Annotated in this window: 20 protein-coding genes and 1 tRNA gene; 16 read left to right on the forward strand and 5 right to left on the reverse strand. The window is 63.6% G+C overall.

Translation table 11 applies throughout. The features are described 5' to 3' along the window. Positions 1-32: 32 nt before the first annotated feature. From FHW92_RS15835 to FHW92_RS15845, 3 genes are all read left to right on the forward strand, one after another. Entirely contained in the window at positions 33-815 is a 783-nt protein-coding gene (locus FHW92_RS15835; protein WP_168604251.1) for an OmpA family protein, read from the forward strand. 173 nt (positions 816-988) lie between these two features. Continuing rightward, complete coding sequence (locus tag FHW92_RS15840) at positions 989-2,008, forward strand: hypothetical protein (protein ID WP_168604252.1); 1,020 nt, start codon at positions 989-991, stop codon at positions 2,006-2,008. Between the two features lie 290 nt (positions 2,009-2,298). Then, positions 2,299-4,227 carry a methyl-accepting chemotaxis protein gene (locus tag FHW92_RS15845; protein ID WP_172249297.1) on the forward strand — a complete coding sequence of 643 codons (1,929 nt, stop codon included), beginning with the start codon at positions 2,299-2,301 and terminating at the stop codon, positions 4,225-4,227. Between the two features lie 152 nt (positions 4,228-4,379). On the opposite strand, the gene FHW92_RS15850 is transcribed toward FHW92_RS15845, so the two are convergent. Continuing rightward, positions 4,380-4,455: transfer RNA gene (locus FHW92_RS15850), tRNA-Thr, on the reverse strand. A 107-nt stretch (positions 4,456-4,562) separates the two neighbouring features. Further along, entirely contained in the window at positions 4,563-5,789 is a 1,227-nt protein-coding gene (locus tag FHW92_RS15855) for a cation:proton antiporter (RefSeq protein ID WP_168604253.1), read from the reverse strand. Positions 5,790-5,933: 144 nt separating this feature from the next. Here FHW92_RS15855 and FHW92_RS15860 point away from each other — a divergent pair, with 144 nt between their 5' ends. Then, the gene (locus FHW92_RS15860; protein WP_168604254.1) at positions 5,934-6,674 is read left to right on the forward strand and encodes an SDR family NAD(P)-dependent oxidoreductase; all 741 of its coding nucleotides are present in this window, start codon (positions 5,934-5,936) and stop codon (positions 6,672-6,674) included. On the opposite strand, the gene FHW92_RS15865 is transcribed toward FHW92_RS15860, so the two are convergent. Further along, a complete protein-coding gene (locus tag FHW92_RS15865; protein ID WP_246870219.1) occupies positions 6,671-8,776 on the reverse strand; it encodes a penicillin acylase family protein in 2,106 nt (701 codons plus the stop codon). The genes FHW92_RS15860 and FHW92_RS15865 overlap by 4 nt on opposite strands. A 262-nt stretch (positions 8,777-9,038) precedes the next feature. Between FHW92_RS15865 and FHW92_RS15870 the strand changes: the two genes are divergently transcribed. From FHW92_RS15870 to FHW92_RS15920, 11 genes are all read left to right on the forward strand, one after another. Next, entirely contained in the window at positions 9,039-9,995 is a 957-nt protein-coding gene (locus FHW92_RS15870) for a VacJ family lipoprotein (protein WP_168604256.1), read from the forward strand. A 196-nt stretch (positions 9,996-10,191) separates the two neighbouring features. Then, a complete protein-coding gene (locus tag FHW92_RS15875; RefSeq protein WP_168604257.1) occupies positions 10,192-10,848 on the forward strand; it encodes an ABC transporter substrate-binding protein in 657 nt (218 codons plus the stop codon). Between the two features lie 37 nt (positions 10,849-10,885). Next, entirely contained in the window at positions 10,886-11,416 is a 531-nt protein-coding gene (gene mlaD / locus FHW92_RS15880) for an outer membrane lipid asymmetry maintenance protein MlaD (protein WP_168604258.1), read from the forward strand. A 3-nt stretch (positions 11,417-11,419) separates the two neighbouring features. Next, on the forward strand, positions 11,420-12,208 hold the full coding sequence (locus FHW92_RS15885; RefSeq protein ID WP_168604259.1) for an ABC transporter permease: 789 nt from the start codon (positions 11,420-11,422) through the stop codon (positions 12,206-12,208). Positions 12,209-12,219: 11 nt separating this feature from the next. Next, positions 12,220-12,969: an ATP-binding cassette domain-containing protein gene (locus FHW92_RS15890; RefSeq protein ID WP_168604260.1), complete on the forward strand. Its 750-nt coding sequence runs from the start codon at positions 12,220-12,222 to the stop codon at positions 12,967-12,969. 74 nt (positions 12,970-13,043) lie between these two features. Then, positions 13,044-14,315, forward strand: coding sequence for an FAD-dependent oxidoreductase (locus FHW92_RS15895; RefSeq protein ID WP_210428541.1), 1,272 nt, complete (start codon positions 13,044-13,046; stop codon positions 14,313-14,315). After that, positions 14,315-14,734 carry a cytochrome c gene (locus FHW92_RS15900; RefSeq protein ID WP_168604262.1) on the forward strand — a complete coding sequence of 140 codons (420 nt, stop codon included), beginning with the start codon at positions 14,315-14,317 and terminating at the stop codon, positions 14,732-14,734. Before FHW92_RS15895 ends, FHW92_RS15900 begins: the two co-directional genes overlap by 1 nt. Positions 14,735-14,806: 72 nt before the next feature. Then, the gene (locus tag FHW92_RS15905) at positions 14,807-15,259 is read left to right on the forward strand and encodes a MarR family winged helix-turn-helix transcriptional regulator (protein WP_246870198.1); all 453 of its coding nucleotides are present in this window, start codon (positions 14,807-14,809) and stop codon (positions 15,257-15,259) included. Next, complete coding sequence (locus FHW92_RS15910) at positions 15,256-16,524, forward strand: MFS transporter (RefSeq protein WP_168604263.1); 1,269 nt, start codon at positions 15,256-15,258, stop codon at positions 16,522-16,524. Before FHW92_RS15905 ends, FHW92_RS15910 begins: the two co-directional genes overlap by 4 nt. Before the next feature lie 207 nt (positions 16,525-16,731). Next, on the forward strand, positions 16,732-18,429 hold the full coding sequence (locus FHW92_RS15915; RefSeq protein ID WP_168604264.1) for an ATP-binding protein: 1,698 nt from the start codon (positions 16,732-16,734) through the stop codon (positions 18,427-18,429). A gap of 4 nt (positions 18,430-18,433) precedes the next feature. After that, positions 18,434-19,348, forward strand: a complete 915-nt coding sequence (locus FHW92_RS15920; RefSeq protein WP_168604265.1) for a DNA-binding response regulator — start codon at positions 18,434-18,436, stop codon at positions 19,346-19,348. Between the two features lie 225 nt (positions 19,349-19,573). On the opposite strand, the gene FHW92_RS15925 is transcribed toward FHW92_RS15920, so the two are convergent. Together FHW92_RS15925 and FHW92_RS15930 are read right to left on the reverse strand one after the other, a co-directional pair. Beyond that, positions 19,574-20,098 (reverse strand): Rid family hydrolase, encoded by a 525-nt coding sequence (locus FHW92_RS15925; protein WP_168604266.1) that lies wholly within the window; start codon positions 20,096-20,098, stop codon positions 19,574-19,576. A gap of 16 nt (positions 20,099-20,114) precedes the next feature. Then, positions 20,115-20,375: a hypothetical protein gene (locus FHW92_RS15930; protein ID WP_168604267.1), complete on the reverse strand. Its 261-nt coding sequence runs from the start codon at positions 20,373-20,375 to the stop codon at positions 20,115-20,117. A 33-nt stretch (positions 20,376-20,408) separates the two neighbouring features. On the opposite strand from FHW92_RS15930, the gene FHW92_RS15935 reads away from it, so the two are divergent. Beyond that, positions 20,409-23,072: a TonB-dependent receptor gene (locus FHW92_RS15935; protein ID WP_168604268.1), complete on the forward strand. Its 2,664-nt coding sequence runs from the start codon at positions 20,409-20,411 to the stop codon at positions 23,070-23,072. Positions 23,073-23,437 lie beyond the last annotated feature (365 nt).

Below are 23,437 nucleotides of genomic sequence, written 5' to 3' on the forward strand. Positions count from 1 at the left end.
CCAAGGGCTGGCACAGATGAAGGAGACAGATCATGAGGAAGACTTTCAACATCGCCGCATCCATTGCGATGACGCTGGCTCTGGCCGCCCCGGTTCACGCCCAGTTGCTGGGCGGCGCGATCGGCGGCGGGCTGGGTGTCGGCGGGGCGCTGGGCGGGGCCACGGGCTCGCTGGGCGTTGCCGGATCGCTGGCTCAGGATGTCGAGGCTCCTGCGGTGCGCGCGCCGATTGTGGCCCGCCCTGCGGTCGCGGTGCCGGTGGTCAGCCGTGTCAGCTCGGTGGTTGCCGTTCCCGCCATTGTTCCGGCCATTCCCGATGTCGCGGTGCGCCGCGTGGCCATCGTCAATGCGGGCATCGTGCCCATCACCTATGCCGAGGCGCCCGCCTATATCGACCGCCAGTATGTCGTGCTGCAAAATGACCTGCGCGGCACCGGGGTCGAGGTGATCAAGCGCAACAATCAGATCGTGCTGGAAATGCCCTCTGATGTGACCTTCGCCTTTGACAAGCACGACATCCAGCCGCGCTTTTACGGCGTGCTCGATGCGGTGTCGCGCACGCTGGGCAAATATCCGGCCACCTATGTCGATGTGAACGGCCATACCGATGCCATCGGCTCCTATGCCTATAACCAGCGCCTGTCGGAACGGCGCGCCGATGCGGTGGCCGATTATCTGGCCGACCGCAGCGTCAATGGCGCGCGGATGCATGTGCAGGGTTTCGGCAAGACCGAGCCGATCGCCTCGAACGCCACCATCAGCGGGCGCGCCGCCAACCGCCGCGTGGAAATCATCCTTACCCCCTATGCCGCCTGATTATCGGCTACCAACGGCAGGCGGCAGGTCCCCGCAGAGAGGTTCATCCCTTTCTGCGGGGATTTCTTTTTAAAAATTTCCGAATTTTCTTTGGAAGAAATCCGCTTCGGCACTCGTTTCCTCATCAGAACCCCAGGACGTGGTTCCCAACATTATCATGAAGGAGACACGACATGACCCGCATTTCCAGCCTTACTTTCGCCGCTCTGGTTCTCAGCCTCGCCGCGGTGCCTGCCCATGCCCAGTTGCTGGGCGGCGGCGGCGGCCTTGGGGGCGCCATTGGCGGCGGTCTGGGCGGCGCGATCGGTGGCGCAGGTTCGATGGGCGGTTTCGGATCGATGGGCACCATCGGTTCGGCCACTTCGCAGGTGGAAACCGCCACGCGCTCCACCACCCGCAGCACCGCCACGGCCAGCGGCAACACCACCGGCAGCCAGCATGTCAACACCCACAATGGCAAGGTGGACGCCAATCGCAGCGTGACCGGCAATGGCGCGGCCAATCTGACCCAGACCACCACGACGACCGCCCCGGTTACCGGGACGCGTACTGTCGATGGCGCGCTTTCGGCCAGCGGTTCGGCCACGGGCAGCGGCAGCGCGAATGCGCAGTTGATCGGCACGGATCAGGTGGCCAATGGCGCTCGCGCGGCGGCCTCGCGGGCCAATGGGGCGGTGGGCGATGCGCGTTCGGCGGCCTCGGGCGCCGTATCGCGCGCCAATATGGCGGCGACCAATGCAGCCTCGCGCGGCAAGGAGGCTGCTTCCAATACCGCTTCCAATGTCGCCGGGCGCGCCAATGATGTCGCCTCTAACGTTGCCGGGCGCGCCAATGGCCTGAGCGCCGCCGCGCAGGGCAGCGCGCAGAACTCGCTTTCCGCCGCCGGTTCGCTGGGCAGCAGCAATCTGGCGCTGGCGGGCAGCGCGGCCTCGCAGGTTGCGGGCAGCGCAGCCGTCAAGCCCGGCATGGCGATCACCGCCCCCGATGGCTCGCGTCTGGGCAAGGTGCGTCAGGTGGTGGCCGACAGCAACGGCCGGGTGCAGAGCGTGGTGATGCGCGCCCGCAACAGCGATATCACGCTGCCCGCCGGCAATTTTGCCGCCAGCGGCAATGGCAAGAGCCTGATTTCGACCATGAACGGCCAGCAGATCGAGAATGCCGCGCAGGGACAGGCCAGCGGCGCGACCCGTTGAACCGGATGTTGATGAGGGGGAAGGGGCGGTCCTTTGGGGCCGCCCCTTTTCCTGTGCGAGCGGCAGGAAAACCCTAAGGCGAATCCCGATCTAAAGCGCCTATCGGGTATTTGCTTAGATAAGGCCCGGTTTCAATTTACCGTTATTCGAGAAGATCCATGTACTTGTTGGGTAATTCTTGGAATCCGAAGCATGTCCGACTTTCCTTCCTTATAATTGCGAAAGGTCGGCGCGTTTGGAAAAAATATAAAAATCATTCAGATAAAGAGCCGGTAAAGAGGAATTGGTTCATGGCGCTTAGTATTTTCTCCAGCGTTTCGCCCGAATCCATCGTGGCCGAGATTGAGCGTGTCGAAGCAGCCATGGCCGCCGGCGATCTGGGCGCGCGGACCGATCCCATGGTCGGCAAGGGCCATACGCAGGTGATCCTTGGCGCGATCAACCGGCTGCTCGACAGCGCGGCGCAACCGATGCAGGCGCTGGGCCACGGCGTGGCAACCATGGCGGGCGAGCATGACCGGGGCGAGATTGACGCGATCCTGCCCGTGGACAAATTCCGGGGCGAACTGGCCGACATGGCGCGCGGCATCAATACTATGGTGGCCGGACATATCGCGGTGAAGAAAAAGGCCATGGTCTGTGTGAAGGCGTTCAGCGAGGGCGATTTCGACGCGCCGCTTGAACAATTCCCCGGCAAGAAAGCCTTCATCAACGAGACGATCGAGACATTGCGCGCCAATCTGCGCGGGCTGATCACCGAGATGAACTACATGGCGGCCGAGCATGATAAGGGCGATATCGACGTTCAGGTGCGCGCGGAAAAGTTCAAGGGCGATTTTGCCACCGTGGCGCAGGGCATCAATGATATGGTGGCCGGACATATCGCGGTGAAGAAAAAGGCCATGGTCTGTGTGAAGGCGTTCAGCGAGGGCGATTTTGACGCGCCGCTTGAACAATTCCCCGGCAAGAAGGCCTTTATCAACGAGACGATCGAGACATTGCGCACCAATCTGCGCGCGATCACCACGGAAATTCATCGCCTGATCGATGCCTCCACGGCGGGGCAATTGAGCGAGCGGGGCGATGACCGCCGGTTTGTCGGTGATTTTGCCGCGCTGATCGCCGGGATCAACGGTATGCTCGATGCGATCCTGCTGCCCATTGGCGAGGGCAACCGGGTGCTGGATCTGGCCAGCAAGGGCGATCTGCTCGAACGGGTCGAGATCGAATGTCAGGGCGACCATCAGAAGATGAAGAATTCGGTCAACCGTTTGATCGACAATCTGCGCGCCTTTGCCCTTAACGTGGGCGGCGCGGCCGGGCATGTGGCCGCCGGCAGCAACCAGATGGCCGCCAGTTCCGAACAATTGTCCGAGGGCGCCAGCGAACAGGCCGCCTCGACCGAGGAAGCCTCTGCCTCGATGGAGCAGATGGCGGGCAATATCCGCCAGAACGCCGACAATGCCGCCCAGACCGAAAAGATCGCCCGCCAGTCCTCACGCGATGCCGAATTGTCGGGCGCGGCGGTGGACAAGGCGGTGGGCGCGATGCGCACCATCGCGGCCAAGATCGGCATCGTGCAGGAAATCGCGCGTCAGACCGACCTGCTGGCGCTGAACGCGGCCGTAGAGGCGGCCCGCGCGGGCGAACATGGCAAGGGCTTTGCCGTGGTTGCCTCCGAGGTCCGCAAACTGGCCGAGCGCAGCCAGGTGGCGGCCGCCGAGATCGTGGCCGTGTCTTCCGATACGGTGAAGGCCGCGGCCGAAGCGGGCGAGATGCTGACCAAACTGGTGCCCGACATCCGCCGCACCGCCGAACTGGTGTCGGAAATCAGCGCCGCCTGCCGCGAGCAGGACATTGGCGCGTCGCAAATCAATGAAGCGATCCAGCAGCTTGACCGCGTGACTCAAAAGAACGCCAGCGCCTCGGTCGAAATTTCCTCGACCTCGGAGGAGCTGGCCTCGCAGGCCGACGAATTGCAGCACATCGTCTCCTTCTTCCGTGTCAGCGCCGAGGACAGCATGAGCACCCCCCAGCCCGCTCAGCGCAGCGCCCCCGCGCGCCAGGCCCGCGCCGCCGCTCCGCTGCCCCGCGCCAAGTCCAGAAAATCCAAGCCCAATTCCGTCATGCACCAGCAAGAGCGAGTCAAAGGCTTTGCGCTGGATATGATGAGCGGCGGCGAGGATGAGGATGACGCCGACTTCGGCCGCGCGGCCTGAACCCACGGTTTCAGCACAACCTTCTCTCACAGGCAGGCCCTCGCTTCCCCATGCGGAGCGGGGGTTTGCTGTATGCGGGACAGGACCGCGACGCGCGCATGGCAAAGCGCGTAGAACGTGTCGGCGAATTTGGGGCTAAACGCTTGGAAAAGTGGTGCCGCTTAGGTGACTCGAACACCTGACCCCATCATTACGAATGATGTGCTCTACCGGCTGAGCTAAAGCGGCACTCCAGCGGTGAGGCGGGCGTTTAGCCATAGAGCGGCGGGATGGCAAGGCAAAAAAGCGACAAAACTCGCAATCCTTTCAACCGACCCTAAACGCCGCTTGCGGCCTCAGCCAAACCGGCGCGAAAGCGTCAGCAGGGGCGAGGCCATCAGCGTGGTGACAATCGCCATCAGCACCAGAATCGCAAACAGGCCCGGCCCGATAATCCCGGCCTGAAGCCCGATGTTGATGATGATCAGCTCCATCAATCCGCGCGCATTCATCAGCGCGCCTATGCCCAGCGCGCTGCGATTGTCCTCGCCTGAAAGGCGCGCGGCCAGATAGCACGCGCCGCCCTTGGCCAAGACGGCGGCGGCCATGATCGCCAGCGTGACCAGCACCAGATCAAGTTTGCCCAGCACCTGAAGCTGGGTGTTGAGCCCGGAGAAGGTGAAGAACATCGGCAGGAGGAAGGTGGTGGCAAAGGGTTCAAGGCGCGCGCGCAGCCCCTCGGCCAGAGCGCCGCGCGGCATGGCCGTGCCCAGCAGAAAGCCGCCGAACACCGCATGCATCCCGCAGGCATCCATCGCCCATGCGCAAAGCAGAAAGAGCCCCAAAACCAGCGTCAGCAGGCCATCGTCCATGCCCTGTGCCTCGGCCCGGCGGCCCAGCGGCGCCAGCAGGCGCGGCGCGACCAGCGCCATCACCAGCGCAAAGGCCAGTCCACCCCCCGCCGCCTTGACTGCCACGGCCGGCCCTGCACCAAGGCTGGCCAGCACCAGCGCCATCACCACCCATGCGCCCGCATCGCCGATCGCGCCTGCGGCCAGGCTGAGCGTGCCCATGCGCGTGCCCGCCAGCCCCTGTTCATGGATGATTCGCGCCAGCATGGGAAAGGCCGTGATGGCAATCGCCGCGCCCAGAAACAGGCTGGCCTGTGCCACGCCCACCTGGGGCATGAACAGGCCGTTTTGCGCGATCAGCCATGGCGCCATGGCCGCCGCCGCCGCAAAGGGCGCGGCCATGCCCGCAACCGAAACCGCCGCTGCACGCCCGGCGTTCAGGCGAAATTCCTCGCGGCTGAAGGTCAGGCCGACCAGAAACATGTAAAGGCCCACGCCCAGTTGCGCGCCGACATACAGGATCTTTTTCAGTTCCGGCGGAAACAGCATCGCCTCCACCCCCGGCGCCACCCAGCCCAGCAGCGAAGGCCCCAGCAGCACGCCCGCGATCATTTCGCCCACCACCTGCGGCTGGCCCAGAAAGCGCCGGGCGGCCCAGCCCACCACGCGCGAGGCGGCCAGAATGCAGGCCATGGCCAGAAAGAACAGCGGGGAAAGTTCAGCGTTGGTCATGGGCCTCTCTGAAGTGCTCTTGCAATTGTTTGCATGCAGTCTAGCCCATTGAAAACAGCAAGTCACCAACGCTTATTCCGGGGCTGGATTTCTGTCAGGAATGGATACAAAGTGGCGCCCCTAACCAAATAGGGAGAGAAGAGGATGAATTTCGCAGGCCGCCATATCGTCATCACCGGGGCCAGCACCGGCATCGGCCGCGCCACCGCCGAAAGGATCGCGGCCGGAGGCGGCAAGCTGGGCCTGATCGCACGGCGCGAGGGGATGCTCCGCGATCTGGGCGCGCAGTTGAACGCGGGCTGGGCTGCGGCGGACGTAGGCGACAAGGCGCAACTGATCGGCGCGCTCGACGCGCTGGAGGCGCAGGGCGGGCCGATTGACGCTCTGTTCCTCAATGCCGGGACCGGCGGGGCTTTTGCGCCGGTTTCGGCCTATGGCGATGCGATGTTTGACGAGGTGATGCGGGTGAACACCACTTCGCTGTTCTGGGCCATTGCTCATGTCCTGCCCGGCATGATGGAGCGGCGACGGGGCGCGATCCTGATTACCGGGTCGCTGGCCTCGGTGCGAGGCATGGCGGGCAATGTCGCCTATGTGGCCAGCAAACATGCAGCCCAAGGCATTGCCCGCGCCGTGGCGATGGAGGCCGCGCCCTTTGGCGTGCGCTGCAATTGCCTGCTGCCCGGTTTCATCGAAACGCCGATGCTGGCCGATGTGCCCGAGGCCCAGCGCCCCGCCATGGCCGCCCGCGTGCCGCAGGGCCGGATCGGCACCGCCGATGAGGCCGCCGCTGTCGCCGCCTTTTTGCTCTCCGATGATGCATCGCATGTCACCGCGCAGAGTTGGGCGGCGGACGGCGGGATATTGGGCACGCTTGCTGTTTAGCGCCGAATCAGCACTTTCACGCTTTCGGCATGGGCCTTGATGTCCTCGGGATAGAACCAGACAGGGCGCAGATCGCCGGAGAGATAGCGCTGCGCCTGATCGGTGAAATGGGGGGATTTCGGGTCTCCGCTGGCGCCGCCCGTGCTGATCGCGCGGGCGGTGACGCGCGGGCCGAATTCGACGGCGGCGATAAAGCTGTTGCCACGGTTGCCGTAATAGCGCTTCATGCCCGCCACGCGCGGCCCGCTCGACACGGCCAGCGCGCCCCATTGCGATGAGGTAAAGGCCACCGGCAGGCTGGGCCGCGCATCGTCATAAGGCTGGCTGATCGCCCCGGTCAGGCGCTGATAGCGGTTGAGTTCGCCCCATGGCACGCGCCAGTCGCCAAAGTCCTTGGTCAAATGCGCCATGGCCTCGTCCAGCGCGGCAAGGCGCTGCTCATTGGTGGCCTGTTCGTCCATCCAGTCCCACAGGCTCATGCGCCGCTTCTTCGCGCTTTCGGCCCCCTTGGCCCAGAGGTTCTCGCCCCAGACGATGGCCAGCGTTTCGGCGGTCGAGGCGGTGGAGGTGCGATGGTCCCAGCTTTTGAGCAGCGCGATGGCCTCGGCCCGTGCGGGCGAGGGGGCGGCCGCATCCGCCGCGAACAGGCGCGGCAGCAGCCGGTCAAACGCGGGCAGCCACGGATCGTGGCCCGCCGCAATCAGGCTGTCGAGGGTAAAGCGCGGCGTGGCCGCCAGCACCCGCTCGGCATGGGGGCCGCGCGGATTGGCGCCCACCTCGTCCATATAGGCGGGATAGGCGCCCTTTTTCGGCGAATCCGCGCCCGCCGCGCTCCATGGCGCATTGTTGGTGTTATAGGCCCAACCGTTCTTCGGATCGATCACCTGCGGCAGATCGGACAGCGGGTGCAGCCCCATCCAGTCGGTGCGCGGATCGGCCCCATCGACCGGCGCGCGCCAATCAAAACGCTGGTCGCGGATCGGCACGAATTGCGGGTGGAGATAGGCGATATGGCCCTTGTCATCGGCAAAGAGCGTGTTGTTCGAACTGTTGGCCTTGAGCCCGGCGATTTTCAGGAAACCGGCCAGATCATGCGCCTTTGTGCGCAGAAAGCTCTGCTCCAGCGCGGGCGCGGGCTTGTTCATCAATGCGATGGAGATCCATTTGCCGCCCTCCTCGCGGATGATCGGGCCGTGATGGGTGGCATAGGTTTCGAAGGTGCGCCGCGCCATCGTGCCATCGGCCATGCGATAGGACAGGGTAATAGGGCGGACGATCAGCGGGCGGGTCTGCGCGCCATATCGGTATGCTTTACCCTGCGGCGTCTCGACAATGGTTTCGGCATATTCGTCCACATTGTCGATGCCGCTGGAGGTATGCATCCATCCGGCATGCTGATTAAAGCCCTGATAGATAAAGGGCTGCCCCCATGTCACCGCACCATAGGCGTTGAGACCCTGCGCGCTGGTCATCTGCAGTTCGGAGCGGAAATAGAAGGTGGTGTGCGGGTTGATGTAGAGCAGCGCATGGCCGCTTTGGCTGTGGCTCGGCGCGATGGCGAAGCCGTTGGAACCCTGCGGCTCGCGAAAGATGATGCCGCGCTCCTCGCCCGTCATGGCCAACTTGTGGTGGGTGTAAAAGCCTTCGAGCTGGGAAAGGGCAATGCCCTCTATATCGCCGCCAATGCTGCCCTCGGTGAAGGAGAGGGCCATCCATGGCTCGAAATGCGTCAGGACGCGCGGTTTGACCTCCGGGTGATCGGCCAGATAGGTGTTCAGCCCGTCCGCCCAGGCCTCCATGATCGCCTTGAGCCAAGCCGGGCTGCGCGCATAATCGGCCTTGAGCCGCGCCGGGTCGATAAACAGGCGCTGGCGCAGATCCTGCCAGATCGCCTTTTCCCCTTCCGCCTCGGCCATGCGGCCAAGGTTGGTCAGGTAATTGACCTCGATCCGGTTGAAGTCATCCTGGGCCTGAGCATAGACCATGCCATAGACCGCATCGGCATCGGTTTGCCCCGAAACATGGGCGATGCCCCATGTGTCGCGGGTGATGACAACCTTGCGCGGGGCGGCCAAGGCGGGGGCGGTCATGGCCGGGGTCATCAGCGCCAAAGCCATCATGCCTATTGTCAATCGCATCCCTGCTCCCCATCTGCGCCTGCGCCGGGGCATGTCTAGCATGGGCCGCAAGCGCGCAAAGGGGGCAGTTTGACGCAAGCTATCGCGGCGGACGATCTCTGGTGGGAATTGCTTTGCCTTCAGAAAAATGCTCTGGCGCAGGGAAGGGGATTCGGGTGATGCTCAAACCCGGGACCGCCATGGGGTGGCGATCCTGCGGGGCGGGCATAATGATGGAAGCTTGGATATGATCGTAATGCCCCTATCGGCCCTGCTGCTGGCCAATGTTTCCTTGGTCAGTGTTTCCTCTGTTCCGGTCGCAACCCCGGCCGAGCTTGGCAGTTCGCTGCTGGCGCGGGTTAATGATGCGCCCCATATCACCGCCCTGCCGCTGGATGGCGGCGCGGGCGAGCCCCAAGCCGCCCCCAGCGCGCCCCAGACCGCAGCCCCGGCCGACGCCCAGAGCACGCCGCCCGCCGATAATGCCCCCGTTGCGGTCAATCCGCCGGCCGCGGCCGATGCCGCCGCGCCCATGGAAGCGGCCCCGGCCAGCGAGTCCTTGGTGCTGCGCGATCCCTGGCAAAAGCCCAATCGCGACATTTTCGCCTTTGACCTGTTTTTTGAAAGCAAGATGCTGGCCCCCGTCGCCCATGGCTATCGCGCGGTGACGCCACAGTTTTTCCGGGCCGGGATCAACAATGCCATCCTCAATCTGGACGAGCCGAGCACCGCGATCAATCAGGTGGTCCAGCTCAAGATCGGGCGGGCGCTGAAAACCACGGTGCGTTTCGCGATCAATTCGACGATCGGCATCGGCGGCCTGATCGACGTTGCCTCGGCGGGCGGATTGCGCCGCCGCCCGGCCGATTTCGGCCAGACGCTGGGCCGCTATGGCGCCAAGCCGGGGCCCTATGTGATGCTGCCCTTCCTTGGGCCGTCGAATCTGCGCGACGGGTTTGGGCGGCTGGTCGATACGTTTACGGATCCGGTGGGCTTTGTCATCGGCGGTGTCTTTACCTCACCGGGCGGCGCGGCGCGTTATGCGATGGCCGGGATCAACTGGCGCGAAAAGAATGACGGCACGATGGCGGCCATTTACGGGGCGTCCGATCCCTATGCCTTCACCCGCGCGGCCTATAGCCAGCAGCGTGCAGCCGTTGTTCAGGACGCCACGGGTAAGGCTGCGGCATTGCCGGATTTTTGATTCGGCCAACCTTATAAAAGCGTCGGATTTTTGATTCGGCTCGTCTGTTAACAAACGCCGGATTTTCCGGTCCGGCGGATTTTCTTCACGCGTTGGTGCGGGGCTTGGGCATTGACCAAAACCTGTGTCGCGGCCAAGAGGTTCCGCGACCGGCAGGCCAATGTAATCCCCCACGATGCTGGTCATGGAGCTGTCGATGTTTCGCGCTGATCTGAAGCTGTCTTTCGCGCTGGGCGTGGCAGGTGTGGTAGCCGCCGCGCTGCCGGTCGCCGCGCCTGTGGCGCTTGCCCAATCCCCCCGCGATGCCAATGCCGAAGCCTTTGTCCAGCAGGGCGCACGCGAAGTGCTGGCCGTGCTGAACGACCGGAGCAAGAATGATGCGGCCAAGAAGGAGGCGTTTCGCGTCCTTATCAACCGTCTGGTCGATGTGCCCAAGGTGACGCGCTTTGTGTTGGGCAAATATGCCCGCAGCGCGACGCCCGACCAATACAACCGCTTTGCCGCCGCCTTCCGCACCTATGCCGAGGGCGTCTATATGAGCCGGATCGACGATTATCACGGCGAAAAGGTCGTGGTTCTCGGCTCGCTGGTGCGCAAGCCGGGCGATGTGCTGGTCACGACGCAGCTTGCCGGGGGCCGGTCGAGCGCGCCCACCAATCTGGTCTGGCGCGTGCTGAACGATGGTTCAGGGTGGAAAGTTGTAGACGTTCAGGTATCGGGCGTCTGGCTGGCCATTACCCAGCAGCAGGATTTCGTCTCGACCATCGACAACAATGGCGGCAAGATCGACGTGCTGATCGCCCAGTTGATCAAGGATGGCGGCACGGGCAAGATCCTGCGCAGCGGCAAGTAAGTACAAGTAAGTACAAGAAAAAGGGTAGGAAAGACGCATGAGGGCAAGTTGGGCCGAAACGATCATGGGCTTTGCCGTGCTGGCCTTTGCCGCCTTGATGCTGACCTACGCGCTGGGCGTTTCCGGATTGAAGCACAGCAGCGGCACCTATGAGGTAAGCGCGCGCTTTGGCGAGGCGGGCGGCATTCAGCCCGGCGCCAAGGTGACGGTTTCGGGGGTCAAGGTGGGGGCGGTCAGCGATGTGACGATCGACCCCAAGACCTATCTGGCGGTGATGCACCTTTCGCTGACCAAGGATGTGAAGCTGCCTTCGGATTCGACGGCCAAGATCACCAGCGACGGCCTGCTGGGCGGGGCGCATATCGCGCTGACGCCGGGCGGGGCCGAGGATGACCTGAAGCCGGGCGGCGAGATCAACAACACGCAGGGCGCGGTCGATCTGTTCGGCCTGATCGGGCAATTCATTCGCCCGCAGAGCGGCTCGTCGGCTGCTTCCTCGGCCGATGGTGCCGCCAAGGCGCCTGCCCCTGCTGCCCCCAAGGCCTCCTCCGACCTGCCCGAGATGTAAGGTATGGGGCTGTTCTCCACAAACCCGGTGGCGGCCCTTGGGCGCGCCGCATTGGAGGGGATTGCCGCGATCGGCCGGGTGGGGCTGTTTGCCGCGCGCGGCATCAGCGCTGCCCTTTCGCCGCCATGGTATCCGCGCCAGATCCTCGCCCAATTCGCCAGTGTGGGTTTCCTCTCGCTGCCGGTGGTGGGGCTGACGGCGTGGTTCACGGGCGCGGCGCTGGCGCTCAACATCTATTCGGGCGGGGATCGGTTCAACGCCGAAACCGTGCTGCCCCAGATCGTCGCGCTGGGCATCACGCGCGAACTGGGGCCGGTGCTGGCCGCGCTGATGCTGGCCGGGCGGGTGGCGTCGGCCATGGCCTCGGAAATCGGGGCGATGCGCGCGACCGAGCAGGTCGATGCGATGGTCACGCTCTCCACCGATCCGCGCCGCTATCTGATCGCGCCGCGCCTGATCGCGGCCACGCTCAGCCTGCCGCTGCTTACGCTGATCACCGACATCATCGGTGTGGCGGGCGGTATGCAGGTGTCGAATTACCTGATCGACCTCTCGCCCAGCATCTATATCACCAACACGATGGACTTTTTGACCGCGTGGGACGTGGAATCGGGGCTGATCAAATCGGCGGTGTTCGGTTTCATCATCGGCCTGATGGGTTGTTTCCATGGCGACAATGCCAAGGGCGGCGCGCGCGGCGTGGGCCGGGCCACCACCTCGGCCATGGTGTCGGCCGCGGTGCTGATCCTGGCTTCGGACTATCTGTTGACCTCGGTGTTTGCCCTGAAATGACCCAGACCCCCATGACAACCAACGCTAAAATCGCATGGACGGGCATCACCAAGCGTTTCGGCGCGCAGGTGGTGCTGGACGGGCTGGATCTGGCGGTGGCGCCGGGGCGCTCGCTGGCCTTGCTGGGCCGTTCGGGCCAGGGCAAGTCGGTGACGATCAAGCTGGCGCTGGGGCTGATGAAGCCCGATGCGGGGCAGGTGCTGCTCGACGGCGTGGATGTGACGCGGCAAAGCGAGGCCGAGCGCCGCGCCAGTTTTCGCGGCATCGGCATGCTGTTTCAGGGCGGGGCGCTGTTCGACAGTCTGCCGGTCTGGGAAAATGTCGCCTTCCGCCTGATCAACGCCGATGGCATCGGGCGGCGCGAGGCGCGCGAGCGCGCGGTTGAGGCTTTGGCCTTGGTCAAGCTCGCGCCCGATGTGGCCGACCGCTATCCGTCCGAACTCTCGGGCGGGATGCAGAAGCGCGCGGGTCTGGCCCGCGCCATCGTCGGCACGCCCAGCCTGCTGTTCTTTGATGAACCCACCACCGGCCTTGATCCGATCACGGCGGGCGCGATCAATGAACTGATCCGTGACCGTGTGACCTCGCTGGGCTGCACCGCTGTTTCGATCACGCATGACATGGCCTCGGCCCGCACGATTGCAGATGAACTGGCGATGCTGGACAATGGGCGGATCGTGTGGCGCGGGCGCGCCGATGAACTCGATGATGCCGATCATCCGCTGGTGCGCGCCTTTGTCACCGGCAAGAGTATGGAATAAAACAAACTATACGCAATTCGCGCCATTCCCATTAGAGTGCCCTCCTTGCAGCTTCGCGCGGCCAAGGGGAGATCATGATGAGCAGCCAGAACTGGTATCCGCAAGCGGGCCGAAATGCTCATTACGCGCGGCGGCAAATGCTGCGCGGGGGCGCGGCGCTGGGTGCGTTGGGGGCTTTGTCGGCCTGCACCGGCGCGGGCAAGGTGGCGTCGGCCGGTCCTGCGCCCCGGCGGCCTTACCTCACGCCGATGCGCGTGACGCCCGATCAACTGATCGACATGAAATGTTGTATCCGCCCGGTCCGCGCGGCGGGGCCAAACCTTGGCACGCAGATGATCGGCGATACGCTGGTCGTGCACAATTACGGCCATGGCGGCTCGGGCTGGTCGCTGTCCTGGGGCAGCGCCGAGGTGGCGGTGGGCAAGGCTCTGTCCGTCCTGCCCTCGGAAATCGCGGTGGTGGGCTGCGGCATCATTGGCCTGACGACCGCCGTGGTGGCGCAAAGGGCGGGGCTGAAGGTCACGATCTATACACGCGATGTGATCCAGCGGACGCGATCCTTCCGTGCGCATGGCTCGTTCACGCCGGATTCGCGCGTGGCCCTGTCGGCGCCTGCCGGGGCGGGCTTTGGCGATCTGTGGGAGCAGATGACGCGCCTGTCATGGAAGGGCTTCCGCTCGATGCTGGGCCTGCCGGGCGATCCGGTGGTGTTTCAGGATGCCTTCGCCCTGTCCGACGCGCCGCCGGTCAAAAAGCACCACGATGCCGACCCCGCGATCAAGGGCGCGTGGGAACCGGGCGGGCTGCCTTTGCAGGAATCGGAATGGGCGCATTATATGGACCGGATCAAGGATCTGGTGCCCGATCCGGTGATGCTGGAGGCGGGGGAAAATCCGTTTCCGGTGGCCTATACGCGCCGGTCATCGGAAATGCATTTCAACTTCCCCTCCTATGCCCATCATCTGCTGACCGAGTTTTATCAGCGCGGCGGGTTGATGGTGATGCGCGATTTCAACGATCCCTCGCAATATGGTCAGCTCAAGGAAAAGGTGGTCATCAACGCCACCGGCTATGCCGCGCGCGATCTGTGGCGCGACAAGACCGTGTTCCCCGTGCGCGGCCAGACCGGATGGCTGGTGCCCCAGCATGATGCATCCTATTCGCTGCGCTATAAAAACGCCTCGCTGATGGCCAAGAATGACGGCATCGTGGTGATGAACAACCCTATTGATCTGGGCGAAATGTTCGGCGTGGGCGACAGTATGGAATTGCCCGATCCGGCGCCGATCCTTGAGGTGATGAAGATTGTCGAGCCGATCATGGCGGGCATGAAGGGGATTGCGTGATGGGCGGGCTGAAATGGGTGCTGGCCGGGGCTTTGACTCTGGCGGCGGTGCCGGTGAATGCGGGCACGGCCAATGGCGTTTACACCGAGGCGCAGGCCGCCGAGGGCGCCGCGGTCTTTGCCGAGCGCTGCGCCATGTGTCACGGCAAACAGGCCGAGGGGACCTGGGAAGTGCCCGCGCTGAAGGGCAAGTTCATGGCCAATTGGGGGCGGGAATCCGTGGCGGCTCTGTCCGATTATCTGGGGCGCGCTATGCCGCAATTCGCGCCCGGTACGCTGGAGCCCAAGGATAATGGGCGGCTGGTGGCTTATCTTTTGAAGATCAATGGCCATCCGGCGGGGGCAAAGCCCTTGCCCGAGGACCATGCCGCGCTTGCCGCGATCCGCATTGATCCTCTGGCGGCAACGACAGTTAAATAGGGGACTGTTAAACAGGGAACGGTTAAATAAGGCGCGATTGACAAGAACACATGGGCGGGCGATATGATGTAGATGCATCATGATTCCCCCGCCAACGCCCCCTGCGCCTGCACCAGCCTGCGCAAGGCGACCCGTACGCTCGACCGGCTCTATGACGCGGCGCTGGCGCCCCATGGCATCACCACCACGCAATTCGCGCTGATGCGCAATATCGAGCGGGCGGGGGCCATCGTCCTCAATCAACTGGCCGCGCTTTTGGTGATGGACCGCACCTCGCTCTATCGCACCATCCGCGCGATAGAGGAGGCGGGATGGGTGAGCATCACCGATGGTCCGGGCAAGGCGCGGCTGGCGCAGATCACCGATGCGGGCCGGGCCATGCTGCGCGCCGCCGAGCCGGACTGGGAGGATTTGCAGGCCCGGATCCATGGCCGTTTGGGCGAGGACGGCTGGGCGCGGCTGATGGAGATGAGCGGAGCAATCATTGCGCTTGGCCAGACCGCAGGCCGGGAGGCGCGGGCATGAGCCGTCGGTTCCACCCCGCCTTTCTGGTGGCGGCGATCACCTTTCTGACCCTGCTGGTTTCGGCAGGCGTACGTTCCGCGCCCAGCGTGATGATCGTCCCCCTGCAACTTCATTTCGGCTGGGACCGGGCCAGCATTTCGGCCACCGCCGCGCTGGGTATCTTTCTTTATGGGCTGATCGGCCCCTTTGCCGCCGCGCTGATGATGAGCGTGGGCGTGCGGCGGGTGATGATGACGGGTCTTGCGCTGATGGGCGCCTCGGCGCTGGCCAGCCAGTATATGACGCAAGCCTGGCAGTTCACCGCGACATGGGGCGTGGTTTCCGGCCTTGGCACGGGCATGGTGGCCAGCGTGCTGGGCGCGACCATGGTCAACCGCTGGTTTGCCCGCAATCAGGGGTTGGTGATGGGCATTTTCGCGGCCAGCACGGCCACCGGGTCGCTGATCTTCCTGCCTTTCCTCGCCTGGCTGACGCAGGGCGGGGCGTGGGTGGGCGTGGTGCGCACAGTGGGTATCGCCTGTCTGGCGCTGGTGCCGCTGGTGGCCTGGCTGGTGCCGGAAAGCCCGGCTGTTGCGGGCGTGGGCCGCTTTGGCGAGGAGCCGGGCGCGAACCCCGCTCGCAAGCAGAGCGGCAGCCCGCTCTTCGCGCTGCACATCCTGTGGAAGGTGCGCGGCAATGGCACGTTCTGGCTGCTGTTCGGCACGTTCTTTGTCTGCGGGCTGACCACCAATGGGCTGGTGGGGACGCATCTGATCGCGTTTTGCGGGGATCATGGGATTGCGCCTGTGGCGGCGGCGGGCCTGCTCTCGCTGATGGGCCTGTTCGATCTGGTGGGCACGACGGCTTCGGGCTGGCTGACCGACCGGCATAATCCGCGCTATCTGCTGGCTGTCTATTACGGTTTGCGCGGACTGTCGCTGATTGCCTTGCCTTTCATGGATTTCGGGCCGGTTTCGCTGGGGGCCTTCGCCATCTTCTACGGGCTGGACTGGATCGCCACGGTGCCGCCAACGCTCGCCATCGCCAATCGCAGCTTTGGCGAGGGCGAGGCGCCGGTAGTGTTCGGCTGGGTGGCGGTGGGCCATCAGGTGGGCGCGGCGGTGGCGGCTTTTGGCGGCGGCCTCGTGCGTCAGGAATGGGGCAGCTATTCCCCCGCCTTCATCGTGGCGGGCGGTTTCGGGCTGGTGGCGACGCTGGCTCTGCTGATGTTTCGCGATGGCCGGACGGGGGATAAGGGCGCGCGTCTGACCGCTGCGGCAGTGTAGCGTTAAGCTCATGAGAGCTTGCCAGTCAGTTTCCAAAATGCAACATAAGGTTACATAGAAAGATAAGCGCAAGGCAGGGTTGTAAATGGGTCGAATGGAGTGCGGGCGGGCCGTGGCGGCCTTGCTGCCCTTGGGCGGCACCCTGATTTCAGGGACCCGTCGTTGCGCCCTGCGCATGGATCCGAAAATGGGGGGTGTCGCTTGATCATGCCCCATTATCCCAAAGCATCGACCTCGACCGACCTCAAGACTGACGCTTTGGATCATCTCGACAATGCCGAAACGGGGGCAAGGCGCCTGCTGGGCGCGGGATTGATGGGCGCTCTGGTCGTGGAGGCGGTGACGGGCCTCGATCTTTTGCAAAATCCGCTCGATTTGGTGCACGGCGTCACGCTGGCGGTTATGCCCGCGCTGGCGGGGCTGGGGCTTTACACGTTCCGCCGGTGGCAGGCATGCCATGCCCGTTGGCGCCATGCGGCATCGACTATCGACGAGCATGTCAAGGCGCGCCAGGCCGCCGAAACCGCCAACGAGGCCAAGAGCCGCTATCTGGCCAATGTCAGCCACGAGATCCGCTCGCCCCTGAACGCGATCTATGGCTATGCCCAATTGGTCGAGCGCAACGATGGCGCGGGCGCGCAGGAGGCGGCCACCGTCATCCGCCGTTGTTCGGAACATATCACCAGCCTTGTCGAAGCGCTGCTCGACATTTCGCAGGTTGAGGTGGGGGTGATCCGGGTCAAGCCCGAGCCGGTGCGGCTGGACCAGTTCATCGAGCAATTGATTCGCATGGTGCGCCCGGCGGCCAGCGCCAAGGGGCTGGATTTCCATTACGAGACCAAGGGGCGCCTGCCCGCTGTGGTGCGGATGGATCAGAGCCGGCTGAAACAGGTTCTGCTCAACCTCTTGCTCAATGCCGTCAAATATACCGATCAGGGTTCGGTCACGCTGTTCCTGCGCTATTCGGGGCAGGTGGCGACCTTTGAGGTGCGCGACACCGGGCCGGGCATCCGCGAGGAAGACCAGCGCGCGATCTTTGAACCCTTTGACCGCGGCGGCAATGATGCGCTGCATTCGCGCCCCGGCGTGGGGCTGGGATTGGCGATTGCGCGGGCGATCATGGGCATTCTGGGCGGCCAGCTCGAATTGGCCGGGACATCGGATGAGGGCACCTGTTTCCGCCTGACCATCATGCTGGGCGAGGTGGCGCAGACCACCAGCCAACCGGCGAAAAAGCGCGAGGTCAGCGGCTATCTTGGGCGTCGGCGCCATGTGCTGATCTGTGATGACGATGCCGAACAGCGCAAGTTCCTGACCGAATTGCTCACCTCGCTGGGCTTTGTGGTGCAGGCGGTGCCCAATGGCGAAACCGCCGTGGCGCTGGTGGAGAGCGAGAGCGCGCCCGCCTTCGATCTGGCCATTCTGGACATTTCGCTGCCCGGCATTGATGGGTGGACCACGGCCCAGCATGTCCGCGAACGCTTTGGCGAGGATATCCGCATCCTCATGCTTTCGGCCAATGCGGGCGAATTCCACCGGCCCGAAACGCGCAAGCCCGTGCATGATCAATTCCTGGTTAAGCCTGTCGCCTTCAATCAGCTGATCGAGACGATCGGCGGGTTGCTGGATCTGGCATGGGGGGTCGAATCCGAACCGCCCCGCGCGACTCTGCCCCTGTTTGCGGCAAGCGATGAAGCGCCGGTGTCAGATTCCGGCACAACCGAGATTGCAGACCGCACGGCAAGGCTTCGCGAATTGCTCAGAATAGGTTATGTGCGTGGCCTTGAGCAGGAGATCCGCCAATTGGCGGCCCAGCCCGAAACTGCCGAATTGGCCGGAAAACTGTTTACATGCCTGGATCGCTTTGATCTGAGCGGCATGACGCGCATACTTGAGGAGTGCTAACTGCATGTCGCTGCCTGTTCATACGCAGACCGTGCTGGTCGTCGATGACGAACCGGATTCGCTGCGCATGCTCACCGCCGCGTTGGAAGGCGCGGAATTGAGCGTTCTGGTGGCAACCTCGGGGCAGGCTGCGCTTGATCTGCTGGGTCATATCCTTCCCGATCTGATCCTGATGGATGCGGTGATGCCGGGCATCGACGGGTTTGAAACCACCGCGCGGATCAAGGCGCGGCCCGAACTGGCCAATGTGCCGGTGATCTTCATGACCGGCCTGACCGAGAGCGAGCATGTGGTCGAGGCCTTCGAGGTGGGCGGCACCGATTATGTGCGCAAGCCGGTCAACCTGATGGAGCTGATCGCGCGGGTGCGGGTGCATATGGCGCAGAGCCGCGCGATGCATGCCAGCGTGGCCAGCCTGGACGCCACCGGCCGCCTGATGATGGCCACCGATGCGCAGGGGCGGATGCTGTGGTGCACCCCGCGCGCCGAACAGGCGATTGCGCGGCTGGTGCCCGACTGGAGCCGCGAAGGCGGCCTGCCGCCTGCAGTATCGGTGCTGGTCGAACGGCTGTTGCAGCGCGGGGGCAAGCCGGGGTCGGCGGTGAAGGGTGAATTTGGCGAGAGTTCGCTCGAATTGCTGGTCATCGCCCATTACCGCGAGAATGAGGTGCTGATCCGCCTCAATGAAATCAGCCACGAACAGAACGTCGCCAAATTGCGCGACAGTCTAGACCTGACCCAGCGCGAGGCCGAGGTGCTGCTGTGGGTGGGTTATGGCAAGGCCAGCAATGATATTTCCGACGTGCTGGATATCAGCCCGCGCACCGTTCAGAAGCATCTGGAGCGGATTTATGTGAAGCTGGGCGTCGAGAAGCGTTCGGCTGCTGCCGCCATCGCGATCAGGATTATCGAGCAGTAAGATCCCGGCGCCGGTCCTCTCCCTCGGCCCTGTTACCCTATCAGGGTAAGCTATTGGGTGGCTGGGCCGGGGGAGAGGGCCAGCGCCGCAAGCAAATCGCGGAGGCGATTTGCCAACATCAAAAACTGTCGCCGCGCCACCTGAATGGCGAAGAATGACGCGGCGACAGGCACCGGTTCGACCATCGCGCCGAAACCGGTGCTAACTCTCCCAATTATGCCGGGTTTACTTCTTGGCCTTGGCGGCGGGGGCCGGCTTCTTGGCGGCAATCGCCTCGATCTCGATCAGGAATTGCGGGGCCACCAGATTGGCCACCTGAAACGCCGAGCGGGCCACGGTGTCGGGGTTTTCCGCGCTGCCGAAGAATTCCTTGAACCCGGCATTGGCCCCGGCAAAGTCGATCTTGCCCAGCTTGGGATCGGCCGCGATGAACAGCGTCATCTTGACCACGTCCTTGATCGAATAGCCCTGCGATTCGAGCTGCTTTTTGATCTTGTTCAGCACGCTGACGGTCTGGGTCTTGGTGTCGCCGAAATCTTCCATCGTGGTGGCCTTGGCCGGGTCGATGGGCGAGGCGAGCTGGCCCGAGAGGAAGTAGATTTCATTGCCGGGCGCCACGCGCACGCCGTCGAGAATGAAGGCGGACGGGTTGGTCTTGATGCGAGTCACCTGCGCCTGGGCCGGAGCGGCCGCCATCAGGATCGGCAGCAGAGCGGCACAGCCGGCGGTTTTCAGCATTTTACGCAGCATAATAGACTTCCTCACTTTACGTAACACGCGCCATTTCGGGCAGAAGAACTGTGGCCATATTGTCGCGATTTTGCGCGTTGAACAGTCCAGTTTCGCCGCCTGACAGGCCGGTACGCAAATCGGCGTATGGGCATTTAGGACGGAAAATTGTGCATTTGCGAAGGGCTGCGGCGTAGAGGGAAACTGCGTCGTCTGCCCTCGTCACGAATGCTTTAAAATTTTCGCCGCGTACCAGATCAAAAGCGAAAGCGCTTTTGGTGAGGGACTTTTGCTGCATCGCAGCATGCGCGGCCTGTTCAGGGGGACTTTCATGCAGGCCATTAACATACGGGCCATCAAGAAGGCTGCGCTCGCCACGCTCCTTTCCAGCACCGTTCTGGGTGCGACCTCGGCCTTTGCCGCCGAACCTGCCGCCGCCGCCGCGCCCGAAGAGGGCACTGCCATCATTGTGACCGGCACGCGCACCACGGGCCTGAAGGCCGGCGACAGCCCGGCCCCGGTCCAGGTGCTCAGCTCCGACCTGATGGCGCGCGCGGGCCGCTCGGATATCAACCAGGCGCTTTCGCTCTCGGTGCCCAGCATCCAGATCCAGACCTTCGGGAATGACATGACCGCGTTCCACCCCTCGGTGAAGCTGCGCGGTCTGAACCCCAACCACACGCTGGTGATGATCAACGGCAAGCGCCGCCACGGCACTGCCAACGTGGTGGTGACCAATGCGATGTGGACGGGCGCGGCCGCCCCCGACATGGGCCTTATCCCCATGGAGGCGGTCGAGCATGTCGAAGTGCTGCAGGATGGCGCGGCGGCCCAGTACGGCACGGACGCGGTGGCGGGCGTGGTCAACCTGATCCTGAAAAAGAAGGACAAGGGCGGCTATATCAGCGGCTCGGTGGGCCAGTATTATGCCGGGGACGGGTTCAACTATGAACTGGCGGGCAATATCGGCATGGCGCCGGTCGAGAACATGTACCTGAACCTGACCGTGCAGCATAAGGTCAAGGATTACAGCTTCCGCGGCGATGTCGATCCGCGCGTGGTTTCGGGCACGACGCAGGGCGCCACGCTGCTCTCGCGCTTTCCGGGCCTGACGGGCGCGGCCAATTATCCCTATGTGAACCGCATCTTTGGCGATGGCCGCATGGCGCTCACCAACATGTTCTATAACATGGGCTATACCGGCATTCAGGATATCGAGATCTACTCTTTCGGTTCCTATTCGACCCGCACGGGCAGCACCTATCAGAACTACCGCCTGCCTAACGTGGTTTATGGGCAAAGCGCGGTGGTGGCGCCGCCCGCCGGTTCGGTTGCCTCGGGCGACATTCCTTTCCCGCTGGGTTTCTCGCCGCTTGAAGCGCTGAAGGAAACCGACTTTGCCTGGACCGGCGGGGTCAAGGGCACTTTCGGCAAATCCACGATCGACCTGTCGGCCGCCTATGGCAAGGACATCAACAAGGTCTACGTGGTGAACTCGGCCAATGCCGCGCTCTACTATGACTCTTCGACGACCACCCGCGCCGGCTATACCCCGCGCGATGTGTTCGACGGCTCTTTCACCGCCTCGCAATTGACCGTCAACCTTGATGCCACCCATGAGCTGGAAGTCGGCCTGTCCGAACCGGTCCACTTGGCCGCGGGCGGCGAATGGCGCCGCGACACCTATGCGCTGGGCGCGGGCGAAGTGGCCTCCTATTATGTCGGCACCGGCAAGCTGGGCGGGGGCATCCAGTCCTTCTTCGGCTATTCGCCCGCCAATGCCAGCAACAACAGCCGCACCAACCTCTCGCAATATTTCGACATTTCATTGAAGCCGCTGGAAAAGTGGCTGGTCGATGGCGCGGTGCGTCATGAACATTATTCCGACTTTGGCGACACCACCGTCTTCAAACTGACCAGCCGCTATGACTTCAGCCCGGCGATTGCGGTGCGCGGCACGGTTTCGACCGGTTTCCGCGCCCCCACGCTGGCCGAAGGTTTCTATTCGGGCATCAACGTGGGTCCGGCCTCGCTCTCGGGCATTTTCGCGCCCAATTCGGCGGGCGCCAAGGCGCTGGGCATTTCGGGCCTGAAACCGGAAAAGTCGACCAACCTCAGCCTTGGTCTGGTGCTCAACCCGCTGCCCAAGCTGACGATCACGGTCGATGCCTATTCGATCTATCTGCGCGACCGTATCGTGCAGTCCTCGGGCTTCCTGGGCTATTCGAACAACTGCAGATATCTGCCAGGCGGCTATACGCCCACGACCAACCTGTCTGCGGCCCTGACGGCGGCCAATTGCCCCAGCAATGTGATCGTTTCGCCCTCGGTGTTGACCGCGCTGTATAACAATGGCGTGCCGATCACCTCGATCATCGACACGATCAATGGTGGCCAGTCCGGCTCGCTCACCATCAACTCTTTCGTGAACGGTCTGAGCACGCTGACGCGCGGCGTGGACTTCCTGGCGACGTATAACACCCGCGCGCTGGGCGGGCGTGTCGATTTCTCGCTGTCGGCCAATTACAACGAAACCTCGATCAAGGCGACCAATGCGGCGCCTTCGAACATCAACCCGCTTCAGGGCATTTTCGACAAATATTCCAAGTCTGCTCTGACCGACACCACGCCCAAGTGGCGCGCGACCTTCAACACCTATTGGGAAAGCGGCAAGTTCAGCGTCAACCTGCGCGAATCGGTCTATGGCCCGGCCAAGCTGCTGGCCCAGTCGGCGCAGAAGGCTGAGGACTACTACCAGCATGTCGGTACGATGTTCGTGACCGATCTGGAAGGCACCTTTGCCTTTACCCGCGACGTCAAGTTCTCGATCGGTGCCAACAACCTGTTCGGCATCTATCCCGACAAGATCGACGCGGCGCGCCGTCAGGAGCAGTTCAACGTCGCCTCCACCGCCTATGTCAGCCAGTATCCCTCCTTCTCCTCGGTCGGGATCAACGGCGGCTATTATTATGCCAAGCTGGGCGTGAAGTTCTGATCGCCTGAGCGGGCCATAAGGGCCATGCAAAAGGGCCGCCTTGGGGCAATCCCCTTGGCGGCCTTTTGGGTGTTTAGCGGGCAAAGAAAGCAAGCCGGCAGCGATGGGGTCGATGCGTCGCTGCCGGCTTGTTCACTTGCGTAAGAACGCAAGTGAAGGGGGGTGCAGCCCCGAGGGGCTGCGTTCGGAAAGCTGTGGGTCCCACCGGCGGGGACGGCCAACTTTCCTTTTTCGCACATCCGGCATGCCGGTATGCCGGGAACGGAAGACGCATTCGCCTCGCGTCTGCTCTTCCGGTGATCCCACTGCCTTCAGCCGCCGATCTGGCAGGGGGCAAACCGTCAACGGCTGGATCCTGACGACCC

It is taken from the genome of Novosphingobium sp. SG707 (assembly GCF_012275515.1).
GTDB lineage: Bacteria > Pseudomonadota > Alphaproteobacteria > Sphingomonadales > Sphingomonadaceae > Novosphingobium.

Bases quoted from the DNA above. Each gene is read 5' to 3' on its own strand.
- FHW92_RS15915 (WP_168604264.1), top strand. From the start codon at position 16,732: ATGCCCCATTATCCCAAAGCATCGACCTCGACCGACCTCAAGACTGAC.
- FHW92_RS15935 (WP_168604268.1), top strand. From the start codon at position 20,409: ATGCAGGCCATTAACATACGGGCCATCAAGAAGGCTGCGCTCGCCACG.
- FHW92_RS15920 (WP_168604265.1), top strand. From the start codon at position 18,434: ATGTCGCTGCCTGTTCATACGCAGACCGTGCTGGTCGTCGATGACGAA.
- FHW92_RS15890 (WP_168604260.1), top strand. From the start codon at position 12,220: ATGACAACCAACGCTAAAATCGCATGGACGGGCATCACCAAGCGTTTC.
- FHW92_RS15925 (WP_168604266.1), bottom strand. From the start codon at position 20,098: ATGCTGCGTAAAATGCTGAAAACCGCCGGCTGTGCCGCTCTGCTGCCG.
- mlaD (WP_168604258.1), top strand. From the start codon at position 10,886: ATGAGGGCAAGTTGGGCCGAAACGATCATGGGCTTTGCCGTGCTGGCC.
- FHW92_RS15845 (WP_172249297.1), top strand. From the start codon at position 2,299: ATGGCGCTTAGTATTTTCTCCAGCGTTTCGCCCGAATCCATCGTGGCC.
- FHW92_RS15910 (WP_168604263.1), top strand. From the start codon at position 15,256: ATGAGCCGTCGGTTCCACCCCGCCTTTCTGGTGGCGGCGATCACCTTT.
- FHW92_RS15865 (WP_246870219.1), bottom strand. From the start codon at position 8,776: ATGACCCCGGCCATGACCGCCCCCGCCTTGGCCGCCCCGCGCAAGGTT.
- FHW92_RS15895 (WP_210428541.1), top strand. From the start codon at position 13,044: ATGATGAGCAGCCAGAACTGGTATCCGCAAGCGGGCCGAAATGCTCAT.
- FHW92_RS15885 (WP_168604259.1), top strand. From the start codon at position 11,420: ATGGGGCTGTTCTCCACAAACCCGGTGGCGGCCCTTGGGCGCGCCGCA.
- FHW92_RS15905 (WP_246870198.1), top strand. From the start codon at position 14,807: ATGCATCATGATTCCCCCGCCAACGCCCCCTGCGCCTGCACCAGCCTG.
- FHW92_RS15860 (WP_168604254.1), top strand. From the start codon at position 5,934: ATGAATTTCGCAGGCCGCCATATCGTCATCACCGGGGCCAGCACCGGC.
- FHW92_RS15855 (WP_168604253.1), bottom strand. From the start codon at position 5,789: ATGACCAACGCTGAACTTTCCCCGCTGTTCTTTCTGGCCATGGCCTGC.
- FHW92_RS15835 (WP_168604251.1), top strand. From the start codon at position 33: ATGAGGAAGACTTTCAACATCGCCGCATCCATTGCGATGACGCTGGCT.
- FHW92_RS15875 (WP_168604257.1), top strand. From the start codon at position 10,192: ATGTTTCGCGCTGATCTGAAGCTGTCTTTCGCGCTGGGCGTGGCAGGT.
- FHW92_RS15930 (WP_168604267.1), bottom strand. From the start codon at position 20,375: ATGCAGCAAAAGTCCCTCACCAAAAGCGCTTTCGCTTTTGATCTGGTA.
- FHW92_RS15870 (WP_168604256.1), top strand. From the start codon at position 9,039: ATGATCGTAATGCCCCTATCGGCCCTGCTGCTGGCCAATGTTTCCTTG.
- FHW92_RS15900 (WP_168604262.1), top strand. From the start codon at position 14,315: ATGGGCGGGCTGAAATGGGTGCTGGCCGGGGCTTTGACTCTGGCGGCG.
- FHW92_RS15840 (WP_168604252.1), top strand. From the start codon at position 989: ATGACCCGCATTTCCAGCCTTACTTTCGCCGCTCTGGTTCTCAGCCTC.